The sequence below is a fragment of the Streptomyces sp. NRRL B-1347 genome, assembly GCF_000720325.1.
Lineage (GTDB): Bacteria > Actinomycetota > Actinomycetes > Streptomycetales > Streptomycetaceae > Streptomyces.
The window spans coordinates 94,573-106,137 of sequence record NZ_JOJM01000021.1; the positions used below are offsets into that span (position 1 = coordinate 94,573).

The 11,565-nt window shown below is 74.0% G+C and carries 10 protein-coding genes; all 10 read left to right on the forward strand.

Annotation, left to right across the window (positions count from 1 at the left end):
* The first annotated feature begins 37 nt into the window (after window positions 1-37).
* Window positions 38-826 carry a 3-oxoacyl-ACP reductase FabG gene (gene fabG, locus IG74_RS0119645; RefSeq protein WP_078868895.1) on the forward strand — a complete coding sequence of 263 codons (789 nt, stop codon included), beginning with the start codon at window positions 38-40 and terminating at the stop codon, window positions 824-826.
* Window positions 823-1,617 carry a thioesterase II family protein gene (locus tag IG74_RS0119650; protein WP_051855033.1) on the forward strand — a complete coding sequence of 265 codons (795 nt, stop codon included), beginning with the start codon at window positions 823-825 and terminating at the stop codon, window positions 1,615-1,617. The genes fabG and IG74_RS0119650 overlap by 4 nt, the downstream gene beginning before the upstream one ends.
* The gene (locus tag IG74_RS0119655) at window positions 1,614-2,549 is read left to right on the forward strand and encodes a TauD/TfdA family dioxygenase (protein ID WP_030678579.1); all 936 of its coding nucleotides are present in this window, start codon (window positions 1,614-1,616) and stop codon (window positions 2,547-2,549) included. The genes IG74_RS0119650 and IG74_RS0119655 overlap by 4 nt, the downstream gene beginning before the upstream one ends.
* Window positions 2,550-2,587: 38 nt before the next feature.
* Complete coding sequence (locus tag IG74_RS0119660) at window positions 2,588-3,562, forward strand: TauD/TfdA family dioxygenase (RefSeq protein WP_078868896.1); 975 nt, start codon at window positions 2,588-2,590, stop codon at window positions 3,560-3,562.
* A gap of 42 nt (window positions 3,563-3,604) precedes the next feature.
* A complete protein-coding gene (locus IG74_RS0119665) occupies window positions 3,605-4,585 on the forward strand; it encodes a beta-ketoacyl-ACP synthase III (RefSeq protein WP_051855034.1) in 981 nt (326 codons plus the stop codon).
* A gap of 67 nt (window positions 4,586-4,652) precedes the next feature.
* Entirely contained in the window at window positions 4,653-4,898 is a 246-nt protein-coding gene (locus IG74_RS0119670; RefSeq protein ID WP_030678588.1) for an acyl carrier protein, read from the forward strand.
* A gap of 3 nt (window positions 4,899-4,901) precedes the next feature.
* Entirely contained in the window at window positions 4,902-6,284 is a 1,383-nt protein-coding gene (locus IG74_RS0119675) for a condensation domain-containing protein (protein WP_030678590.1), read from the forward strand.
* A complete protein-coding gene (sbnA, locus tag IG74_RS0119680; protein ID WP_030678593.1) occupies window positions 6,281-7,300 on the forward strand; it encodes a 2,3-diaminopropionate biosynthesis protein SbnA in 1,020 nt (339 codons plus the stop codon). The genes IG74_RS0119675 and sbnA overlap by 4 nt, the downstream gene beginning before the upstream one ends.
* Window positions 7,294-8,322, forward strand: coding sequence for a 2,3-diaminopropionate biosynthesis protein SbnB (gene sbnB, locus IG74_RS0119685; RefSeq protein ID WP_030678595.1), 1,029 nt, complete (start codon window positions 7,294-7,296; stop codon window positions 8,320-8,322). Before sbnA ends, sbnB begins: the two co-directional genes overlap by 7 nt.
* 35 nt (window positions 8,323-8,357) lie before the next feature.
* The coding region (locus IG74_RS54210; RefSeq protein WP_030678598.1) for a non-ribosomal peptide synthetase at window positions 8,358-11,565 on the forward strand (3,208 nt) is incomplete at its 3' end.

Here is an 11,565-nt window from a genome sequence, read left to right on the forward strand (position 1 = left end):
ACGCTCGACTCATTCGAACGATTGAGGGGGGCTTCACGTGGAGTCGGACCAGGGGGCCGGGCGTACGGCCGGGCAGCAGGGCAGGGGGCAGGAGCCGCGCGTCGCGCTGGTGACCGGGGGCTCCCGGGGGATCGGCCGCGCGGTGGCGACCCGGCTCGCGCGGGACGGCTTCGACGTGGCGCTGTGCTACCGCTCGGACGAGGCCGCGGCCGACGTCGTGGCGAAGGAGGTCGAGGCCGCGGGCCGCCGCGCCCTGACCCGCAAGGCCGACGTCGCCGACGGGGCGGCGGTGCGCGAGCTGGTGGCCGAGACCGAGGGGGAACTGGGGCCGCTGCACGCCGTGGTGGCCTCCGCGGGCATCACCAGGGACCGGCCGCTCGGCCTCATGACCGACGACGAGTGGGACGGGGTCGTCCGCACCAACCTCGACGGCACGTACCACCTGCTGCGGTCCGTGGTGCGGCCCCTGATGGGGCGGCGCGGGGGATCGATCGTCACGCTGTCGTCGGTCTCGGGCGTCGCGGGCAACTCCGGACAGGCCAACTACGCCGCGTCCAAGGCCGGGATCATCGGCCTGACCCTGTCGCTCGCCAAGGAGGCGGGCCGCTACGGAGTGCGGGCCAACGTGGTGGCGCCCGGCTTCATCGACACCGACATGGTCGCGGGCCTCCCGGACAAGGCGGTGCAGGGCGCCCTCACGGCCATCCCGCTGCGCCGCTTCGGCCGCGCCGACGAAGTCGCCTCACTCGTCTCGTACCTGGTGTCCGACGAGGCGTCGTACGTCACCGGTCAGGTGCTGCGCATCGACGGAGGCATGGCCCTGTGACCGCGCCGGAGGAGCCGGGCCGCTGGTTCCACCGCGCCCCCGGGCCGCCGCACCCGCCGCGGCTTCGCCTGGTGTGCTTCCCGCACGCGGGCGGCACCGCGCGGCTCTTCGACGGCTGGCGGCACCGCCTGCCCGCTTCCGTCGAGGTGCTCGCGGTGCGCTACCCGGGACGGCAGGAGCGGCTCGACGAGCCGTGCGTGGAGTCCATGACCGAGCTCGCCGACCGCGTCACCGGGGCGCTCGCCGCCCACGACGACGTGCCGCTCGCCCTGTTCGGGCACAGCATGGGCGCGACCGTCGCCTACGAGGTCGCGCGGCGCCTCGAAGCGGGCGCGGGCCGCGCGCCCGTGCACGTGATGGTGTCCGCGCGGGCCGCCCCGGGCTACGGCGGCCGGACCACGCTGCACCGCGCGGCCGACGAGGTCCTGCTCGCCGCCGTGCGCCGCCTCGGCACGCTCGGCGGCGCAGACCCGTTCGCCGAGCCCGAGCTGAGGGAGCTGCTGCTGCCCGTGCTGCGCAGCGACTACCGGCTCATCGAGACGTACGCGCCCGCCGCGGAGGCGGCCCCGCTGCGCGCGCCCATCACCGCCTACCTGGGTGACCGCGACCCGGGGTGCACGGGCGACCGGGTCCGCGCCTGGGAGGGGTTCACCACCGGTGACTTCGCGCTGCGGGCGTTTTCAGGAGACCACTTCTACCTCGCCCCCAGGGAGGCGGAGCTGACCTCGGACATCGCCGAGCGGCTCGCGCCCGCCCCGGTGGCAACCGCGAGAGGAACGACAGCGACATGACGCGATCCCAGACCTGGGCCCCGCACGAGGTACGGGCGGCCGACGGCGGCGGCGCCGGCGAACTGCTCGCCCGCATCGACGAGCTCGACGGCGGCCTCGACGCCGCCCTCGTACGCGAACGGGCGCTGGTGTTCCGGGGGTTCGAGGTCGGCACGGACGAACTCGACCGGGTCCTCGACCGGCTGCTGCCGCACCGCCTCGCCTACGTGCACGGCAACTCGCCGCGCACCAAGGTCGGCGGCAACGTCTACACGTCCACCGAGTACCCGCCCGAGTTCACCATCTCCATGCACAACGAGATGAGCTACGCGCACGTGTGGCCCGCCCGGCTCGCCTTCTACTGCGCGATCCGGCCCGGCGGCGGCGGCGCCACGCCCGTCCTCGACGCCGCCCGCTGGCTGGCGTCCCTCGATCCGGAGGTGCGCGAGGCGTTCTCCGGCGGCGTGCGCTACATCCAGAACCTGCACGACGGCTACGGCCTCGGCAAGAGCTGGCAGGACACCTTCGAGACCGCCGAGCGCGGCGTCGTGGAGGACTTCCTCAAGGGCTCGGGCGCCGAGTGGGACTGGCGGCGCGACGGCTCCCTGCGCGTGGAGTCCGTGCGGCCCGCCACCACCCGGCACCCGGTCACCGGCGCCGAGGTGTGGTTCAACCAGGCCGACCAGTGGCACCCGGCCGGGCTCGGCGACGAGACGGCCGCCGAACTCGCCGCGATCCTGCCCGAGGACCAGATGCCCCAGATGGTCACCTTCGCCGACGGCGGCCGCATCCCGGGCGAGTACGTCGCCCAGATCCGCGACCGCGGCCTCGAAGCCGCCGTCGACGTCGACTGGTACCGGGGCGACCTGCTGCTCATCGACAACGTCCTGCTGGCGCACGGGCGCCGCCCGTTCACCGGCGACCGGCGCGTCCTCGTCGCCATGTCGGACTGACCGCGCCGGGCCCAGGAGAGCGAGAGAGCGAGACAGCCATGAGCCACCAGGTCGAAGAGGTGCCCGCGGGCTGGGCGGGCGCCGGCACCCTGCCCGGCCTTCACCGGCCGCAGACCCCGGGAACCCGGATCCAGGACTACATCCACACCCATCGGGCCGCGCTGCGCGCGCAGCTCACCGAGCGCGGCGCCCTGCTCCTGCGCGACTTCGACGTGGCGGGGGTCGACGGGTTCGACGGGGCGGTGCGCGCCTTCTCCGGCACGCCGCCGCTCGCCTACGCCGAGCGGTCCTCGCCCCGCAGCACCATCAAGGGCCAGGTGTACACCTCGACCGACTACCCGCCGGACGAGGAGATCTTCCTGCACAACGAGAACTCCTACCAGGCCGTGTGGCCGCGCACCCTGTACTTCTACTGCGTCGAGCCGCCCACCACGCAGGGCGCGACGCCGCTCGCCGACACCCGGCAGGTGCTGCGCTCCCTCGACCCGGAGGTCCGCGACGAGTTCGAGCGGCGCGGCTGGCAGGTGGTGCGCAACTTCCACCCGGGCTTCGGCGTGCCCTGGCAGGAGGCCTTCAACACGACGGACAAGGCGGCCGTCACCGCGTACTGCGCGGAGCACGACATCACCGCCGAGTGGCGCCCCGGCGGCGGACTGCGCACCACCGCGGTGCGGCGGGCCGTGCACCGCCACCCGGGCACGGGCGAGCCGGTGTGGTTCAACCACGCCACGTTCTTCAACCTCACCACGCTCGCCAAGGACGTGAGCGCGGGCCTGAGGGCCATCTTCGACGACCCGGACCTGCCCACCCACACCTACTACGGCGACGGCGGCGCGATCCCCGACGCCGTCACCGACCAGCTGCGCGCCGCCTACCGGGCCGCGACGGTCCGCTTCGACTGGCAGCGCGACGACGTGCTGATCGTCGACAACATGCTCACCGCGCACGCGCGTGAGCCCTTCACCGGCCCCCGGCGCATCGCCGTCGCCATGGCCGAGCCTTCGGACTCCTGAGCGCCGCGAGCGCCGAGGACATTCAGAGAAGTCGAGGAAGACATGCCCCTGGCAGACCTGTTGCAAGACGAGCGCACCTACGGCTCGCGCATCACGGGCATCGCCGCCTACCGGCCCGCCCGGCTGCTCACCAACGAGGAGCTGGCGCCGCTGACGACGGTGTCCCCCGAGTGGATCGAGCAGCGCACGGGCATCAAGACCCGCTACCACGCGGGCGAGGGCGAGGACCTGGTCGACATGTCCGTGGCGGCCGGGGAGAAGGCGCTCGTGCACGCCGACGTCGACCCCGCCGAAGTGGACCTCACCATCGTCGCGACCGCGACCCGCAAGCGCCGCATGCCCGGCATCGCCCCGGAGGTGGCGAGCCGCATCGGACTGCCCAACTCCGGCGCGTACGACCTGAACGCGGTCTGCGCCGGCTTCACCTACTCCCTCGCCATGGCGTCCAACGCGGTGCGCCTCGGCGAGGCCCGCACCGTCCTGGTCGTCGGCGCCGAGCGCACCAGCGACTGGATCGACCCCCAGGACCCGGACACCTTCGTCATCTTCGGTGACGGGGCCGGCGCCGCCGTCGTCTCCCGCTCCGCCGAGGTGGGCGTCGGACCCGCCGTGTGGGGCAGCGACGGCGCCCGGCACAAGGTGCTCGGCATCACGGAGAAGGCCGACGGCCGCGAGTACGTCCAGATGAACGGGCCGCTGGTCTACAAGTGGTCGACGGCCACCATGCCGGACGTCGCCCACCGGGCCTGCGCGGCCGCGGGCCTGACCATCGACGACGTCGACTGGTTCGTGCCCCACCAGGCCAACAACCGCATCATCAGGACCCTCACGCACGAACTGGGGCTGCCCCCGGAGCGCGTCGTCAACGACGTCGTCGTCACCGGCAACACCTCGGCCGCGTCCGTCCCGCTGGCCCTCAGCAGCCTCCACGACAGCGGCCGCAGCACACCGGGCGACATCGTCCTGCTCCTCGGCTTCGGCGCGGGGCTCACCTACGCGGGCCAGATCGTGCGGATGCCGTAACGGGCCTCCGCACCGCACCACCCATCGCAACCAGTCACGTCCCCAACCGCACGGAGAAGAGGTCACCATGGCCAGAGACGTACTCACCGCCGACGTCGTCCGCCTCGTTCAGGACACCGCCTTCGACCTGGACGGCGAGGTCACCGCCGAGTCCAGCTTCGAAGAGCTCGGCATGGACTCGCTCACCCGCGTCGATCTGCTCGCCGCCGTCGAGAAGACGTACCAGCTCTCGGTGCCCGACGACACGGTGGCGACGCTGCTGCGCGTACGCGACGTCGTCGACTTCCTCGTCGAGGCCAAGGCGGGAGTCTGACGCATGGACCGCACCGACCCCTTGGCCGGGACGCTGCCCCTGTCGGTGGGGCAGGAGGGGCTGTGGCTGCTGCACACGCTGCACCCCGAGTCCACCACCTACAACCTCGCGGGCGGCGGGCGGATCACGCCCGCGCCCGACCTGGCGGCCCTGGACCGGGCCTGGCGGGCGCTGCTCGCCCGGCACCCGATGCTGCGCTCGCGCTACACCGAGGTCGCGGGCCGGCCCCGGCGCGTCGTCGACTCCCCGGAGGAAGCCGCGCAGATCGCGGTCGTCGAGGTGCCGGACGCCACCGAGGAGGAACTGCGCCGACGCGTCAACGCGGAGGTGCGCAGGCCCTTCCGGCTCCGGGACGAGGGGGCGGTGCGGGCCACGCTGCTGCTGCGCCGCACGGACGCGCTGCTGGTCGTCGTCACCCACCACATCGCGACCGACGCCATCTCGCAGTGGCTGCTGTGGCGCGACCTGTTCGCCGCCTACGAGGCGGAGGTCGCCGGGCGCGAGCCCGACTGGCGGCCCGTCGCACACGACTACGACGAGTTCGTGGGGCGCGAGCGGACCCTGCTCGACTCGCCGCGCGGCACCGGCCAGGGAGAGTTCTGGCGCGCCGAGTGCGCGGGCTCCACCCCGGCCGAACTGCCCACCGACCGGCCGCGCCCCGCCGTGTCCTCGCACACCGGGGCCAGCCTGGTGCGCAGGCTGCCCGACGCGCTCGCGCAGGCGGTGTCCAAGGCCGCCGCCGAGCGCCACGTGTCACCGTTCGCCCTGATGGTGGGCGCCTTCCAGGCCATGCTGCACCGCTGCACGGGACAGAGCGACTTCCTCATCGCCTGCCCGGCCTCCACCCGGCGCGCGGCGGCCGCCGACATCATCGGCTACTTCGTCAACCCGGTCCTGATCCGGGCCAGGTTCGACCGCGAGACCACCCTCGGCGACGCCGTGCACGCGGCCGCCGACCGCGTCCGGCAGGCCACCGCACGCGTCTCCTATCCGTTCCCGCTGGTCGCGCAGGGCTCGTCCGGGCCGCTGTTCCGGATCTCCGTCACCATGGTCGCCACCGACCGGTTCGGGCACGGCATGGAAGGCCTGGTCGCGGGCGAGAAGGTGACCCTCGCCGGACACGAGCTCGGCTACGTCGAGATCCCGCACCTGGAGGGCCAGTGCGACCTGGCCCTGGAGATCACCCGGGACGCGCACGGCCTCACCGTGGCCCTGCGCTACGACACCGACCTGTTCGAAGAGGCCACCGCCCAGCGGTTCTTCGACCAGTTCCAGCGGTGCGTCACGGCCGCCGTCGAGGCGCCGGACACGCGCGTCGCCCGGGTTCCGCTCACCGACGACACCGAGCGGAACCTGCTGCTCGCGCTGAGCGGCGGGCAGGCGTGAGCGCCCGCACCGCGGTCCACGACAGCATCCTCGACGCCGTCGGTGGCACCCCGCTCGTGGAACTCGGCGGGCTCCTGCCGAGCTTCGGCTCCCGGGTCTTCGCCAAACTGGAGTCCGCCAACCCGGGCGGCAGCGTCAAGGACCGCTCGGCGCTCTCCATGCTCCTGGGCAAGATCCGCGCCGGGGAACTGCTGCCCGGCCGGTCCACCGTGGTCGAGTCCAGCTCCGGCAACCTCGCGATCGGCATCGCGCAGATCTGCCGCTACTACGGCATCGACTTCACTTGCGTCGTCGACCCGCGCACCACCCGGCAGAACCTGGCGATCCTGCGCGCCTACGAGGTCACCGTCGACATGGTCACCGAACCCGACCCGGAGACCGGCGCCTATCTGCCGAGCCGACTCGCGCGGGTCCGCGAACTGGTGGCCACGACGCCCGGCGCGTACTGGCCCAACCAGTACCGCAACCCGCTCAACCCGCGCGCCCACGTGCGCACCATGCGGGAGATCGACGAGGCGCTCGACGGCAGGGTCGACTACCTCTTCTGCTCCACCGGCACCGGCGGCACCCTGCGCGGCTGCGCCCAGTACATCCGCGACCGCGGGCTCGCCACCACGGTCGTGGGCGTCGACGCGCTCGGCAGCGTGCTGTTCGGCGGGCCGCCCGGGCCGCGCCTGCTGCCCGGGCACGGCGCCGCCGTGCGCCCCGAGCTCTTCGACCCCGGCGCCGCCGACGAGGTGGTCCTCGTCTCGGACCTGGAGTGCGTCGTGGGCTGCCGGACCCTGACGCTGCGCGAGGCGATCCTCGCAGGCGGCTCGTCCGGCGCCGTCACCGCCGCGCTCGGCAAGCTCGCGGACCGCGTTCCCCCGGGCAGCACCTGCGTGCTGGTCTTCCCGGACCGCGGCGACCGCTACCTCGACACGATCTACGACGACGACTGGGTGCGACGCCACTTCGGCGACGTCGAGCACCTGTGGAAGGAACAGGGACACACCATGGCGGTCGCAGCATGCTGATCCTCGGACACGGCGCGGTGGAGGGGCTGCTCGCCGGGCGCGAGCGGGAGCTCATCGACCTGGTCGCCGACGCGTACACCGCGCACGACGAAGGCCGCACCAGCCTTCCGCACTCCGTGTTCCTGCGCTTCCCCGACCGGCCGAAGGACCGCATCATCGGGCTGCCCGGCTACCTCGGCGCGAGCGCGACGGCGGACGGCGAGCAGGGCGACGACGACGTCGCGGGAATGAAGTGGATCGCCTCCTTCCCCGACAACGTCGCCTCGGGCCTCCAGCGGGCCAGCGCCGCGATCCTGCTCAACTCCCTGCAGAACGGCCACCCCGAGGCGCTGATCGAGGCCTCGATGATCTCCGCTCGGCGCACCGCGGCCTCCGCGGCGCTCGGCGCCCGGCTGCTGCTCGGCGACCGCAGGCCCACCGGCGTCACGCTCGTCGGCTGCGGCGTCATCAACCGCGAGGTCCTGCGCTTCCTCGCCGCCGACCGGCCCGAACTGACGGACCTCACCCTGTACGACAGAGACCCCGAGCGGGCCCGCTGCTTCGCCCGGGACAACGCGCGCCTGCTGCCCGGCGTCAAGGTGCGCAGGCGCGAGCGGCTCGACGACGCCCTCGCCGACCACGACCTGGTGTCCTTCGCCACGACCGCGGCGACCCCGCACACCGGCCTCGCCGCCTGCCCGCCGTCGGCCGTCGTGCTGCACGTCTCGCTGCGGGACCTGACCGTGCCCGCGATCCTCGGCGCGCACAACGTCGTCGACGACGTCGACCACGTCTGCCGCGAGCGCACCTCCATCCACCTGGCCGAACAGGAAACCGGCGGGCGGGACTTCATCGAGGCCAGTGTCGGCGAGCTGCTGCGCGGCCGGGCCACGCTGCGCCCCGCCCCGGGCAGGCCGCTGGTGTTCTCGCCGTTCGGCCTCGGCGTCCTGGACCTGGCCCTGGCCCGCTTCGTCCACGACAAGGCGCGCCGCTGCGGCATCGGCACCGTCGTCAGCGACTTCCTGCCGGCGCCGGCCCTCTGACACCGCGGCTCGACCACTCATACGGAGAAACAGACATGACCGTCCCGCTCCATCAGCTCATCGCCGCCCGGGCCGCGTCGACGCCGCGGTCCGTCGCGGTCGAGGACGACCTCGGCTCCTTCACCTACGCACAGCTCGACCGGCGGGCGGGCGGCGTCGCGCGGCTGCTCGTGGCGCGCGGCGTCGCGCCCGAGGCACGCGTCGCGGTGTGTCTGCCACGCGGGCGCGACCTGCTCGCGGCGCTGCTCGGCGTGTGGCGGGCCGGCGCGGCGTACGTGCCCCTCGACGCGGGGCACCCGGCGGAGCGGAACACCTGGGTGACCCGGGACAGCGGGGCGGCCCTCGTCCTGACCACGCGGGCGTCGGCGGGGCTCTTCGAAGCCGCCGTGGCAGGGCGCGTCGCCGTCCTGGACGAGGAGGACGCCTTCGACGGGGTCCCCCAGGAGGACGTGGCGGTCGAGGTCTCCGCCGACCACGCCGCGTACCTCACCTACACATCGGGCTCCACCGGCCGCCCCAAGGGCGTCGTCATCCAGCACGGCGGCATCGCCAACCGCGTGGCCTGGTCGCTCACCCACCAGGGGCTCTCGGCGCGGGACCGGGTGCTGCAGAAGACCGTGATCACCTTCGACGCGGCGGCCTGGGAGCTGTTCGCGCCGCTCGCCGCGGGCGGCACCGTCGTGATGGCGCCCGCGGGCGCCGAGTCCGACCCGGCGCTGCTGGCCCGCACGGTCGCCGCGCGCCGCGTCACCGTCCTGCAGGGCGTCCCGTCGGTGCTGCGGATGGCCGTGCAGGAGCCCGCCTGGGCCGACTGCGGCGCCCTGCGCCTGGTCGCCTCCGCGGGAGAGCCGCTGGACGCCGCGCTGTGCCGGCGCCTCGCTGAGCCCTCGGGGGCGCAGGTGTGGAACACCTACGGGCCCACCGAGTGCTCCATCGACGTCAGCGGCCAGCTCTTCGACCCGGAGCGGCACACCGACGCCGTGCCGATCGGCCGCCCCCTGGACAGGATGCGGGCCTACGTCCTCGACGAGGAGTTCGCACCGGTGCCGATCGGCGTCGTCGGCGAGCTGTACGCGGCGGGCGTGGGCGTCGCCCGCGGCTACGCGGGCAACCCCGCGGGCACCGCCGACCGGTTCGTGCCCGACCCGCACGGCCCGGCGGGCAGCCGCATGTACCGCACGGGCGACCTCGCCCGCTGGCGCTCCGACGGCGCCCTCGACTTCCTCGGCCGCGCCGACCACCAGGTGAAGGTCAACGGCGTACGCATCGAGCCCGCCGAGGTCGAGGCCGCGCTGACCGCCCACGAGGACGTGCGCGGCGCCGTCGTCGCCGCCCGCGAGACCCTCGGCGCGAAGCGGCTCGTCGCCTACCTCACCACCGGCCGCCGGGTGCCGCGCGACGAACTGCGGCGCTTCCTGCGGGGCCGCCTCCCCGAGGCGATGATCCCCGCGCTGTTCGTCACCGTCGACTCCTTCCCGCTCACCACGAGCGGCAAGGTCGACCGCGCCGCCCTGCCCGACCCGGTCGACGAGCAGGGCGGCGCCCAGGGCACGTACACCGCGCCGCGCACGCCCGCCGAAAAGCTCGTCGCCCAGGTGTGGGAGGAACTGCTCCAGGTCGAACGGGTCGGCGCCGACGACGACTTCTTCGCCCTCGGTGGCTCCTCGCTCGTCCTGACCCGCCTCGCCGACGCGCTGCGCACCGCGTCGGGCGGCGACGTGCAGCTGCGCGGCCTGTTCGGCGCCTCCACCGTCGCGTCCCAGGCGCGGCTGCTCGAAGAGGCGCGGCCCGCCGTGCCGCCGGTGACGCCCGTCCCCCGCGCGGAGCCGCTGCCCCTGTCGTTCGGCCAGCACCGCCTGTGGTTCCTGGACCGCATGCACCCGGGCAGCCCCGAGTGGGTGGCGCCCATGTTCCTGCGCCTGCCCGTGGGCACCACCACGGCCGCCGTGCAGGAGGCCCTGGACACGCTGGAGACCCGGCACGAGTCGCTGCGCACCCGCTATGTCCTGCGCGGCGAGGAGCCCCGGCAGGCCGTCGCGGCCGCCGCCCCCGTGGAACTGCGGGTCGAGAACGCCGGTGAGGACGAGCTGGAGACCCTGTTCGGCGAACAGTTCGCCCGCGGCTTCGACCTCGGCGAAGGACCCCTGTGGCGGGCCCTGCTCGTCCACGTGCCGAAGGGCGGCCCCGTGCTGCTCGTCACCACCCACCACATCGCCACCGACGGCTGGTCGACCGTACTCCTGGAGCGCGAGCTGCGGGAGCTGTGCGCGGCCCGCGCCGAGGACCGCGCGCCGGACCTCGCGGAGCCGTCCGTCCAGTACGCCGACTACGCCGCCTGGCAGTTCGAGCGCGCCGACGACCCGGCCCTCGACCGCGAACTGGACTACTGGAAGGATCAGTTGGCCGACCTCGCGGAACTCCAGCTGCCGACGGACCGGCCCCGGCCCGCCCGGCGCGACGCCCACGGCGCGGGGGTGCGCTTCACCATCCCCGCCGGGCTCGCCGACAGCCTCACCGGCGTCGGCCGCCGCCACGGCGCCACCCCGTACGTCACCTTCCTCGCGGCCTTCGCCGGGCTCCTGGCCCGCTACTCCGGGCAGGACGACATCGGCGTCGGCAGCCCGGTCACGGGCCGGACCCGCCCCGAGACGCAGGACACGGTCGGCTTCTTCCTCAACTCGCTCGTCCTGCGCTGCGACACGAGCGGCGACCCCGCGTTCACCGAGCTGCTCGACCGGGTGCGCACCACGACCCTCGCCGGGTTCGCTCACCAGGAGCTGCCGTTCGAGCGCCTCGTGGACGAGCTCCAGCCGGTGCGCGACCTCTCCCGCACCCCGCTCTACCAGGTGGCCTTCGACCTCCAGGACGAGGGCGCCACCGCCGTCGCCACCGACGACGTCCTGATGGACGCCTTCCAGGGCGCCTGGCGGGTCGCCAAGACGGACCTGACGCTGTTCATGTGGCGGCAGGCGGACGGCTCCCTGGTCGGCGCCTTCGAGTACGCGACCGCCCTCTTCGACCAGCCGACCGCGGCCCGCATGGCCGAGCACTACGTCCGCCTCCTGGAAGGCGTGGCCTCCCACCCCGAACTGCCCCTGTCGGCCCTCGACATCTCCTCCGTCCAGGAGCGCCGCCTGCTGCGCGCGTGGGGTGGTTCGGAGTCGGTGGCGGTGGTGTCCGGGGTGTCGGTGCCGGAGTTGGTGGCGCGTCAGGTGGTCCGGGTTCCGGATGCTGTGGCGGTGG

What these genes read in the sequence shown, in the direction of transcription:
- IG74_RS0119670 (WP_030678588.1), top strand. Translation starts at nt 4,653, where the DNA reads ATGGCCAGAGACGTACTCACCGCCGACGTCGTCCGCCTCGTTCAGGAC.
- IG74_RS0119660 (WP_078868896.1), top strand. Translation starts at nt 2,588, where the DNA reads ATGAGCCACCAGGTCGAAGAGGTGCCCGCGGGCTGGGCGGGCGCCGGC.
- IG74_RS0119665 (WP_051855034.1), top strand. Translation starts at nt 3,605, where the DNA reads ATGCCCCTGGCAGACCTGTTGCAAGACGAGCGCACCTACGGCTCGCGC.
- IG74_RS0119675 (WP_030678590.1), top strand. Translation starts at nt 4,902, where the DNA reads ATGGACCGCACCGACCCCTTGGCCGGGACGCTGCCCCTGTCGGTGGGG.
- IG74_RS0119655 (WP_030678579.1), top strand. Translation starts at nt 1,614, where the DNA reads ATGACGCGATCCCAGACCTGGGCCCCGCACGAGGTACGGGCGGCCGAC.
- sbnB (WP_030678595.1), top strand. Translation starts at nt 7,294, where the DNA reads ATGCTGATCCTCGGACACGGCGCGGTGGAGGGGCTGCTCGCCGGGCGC.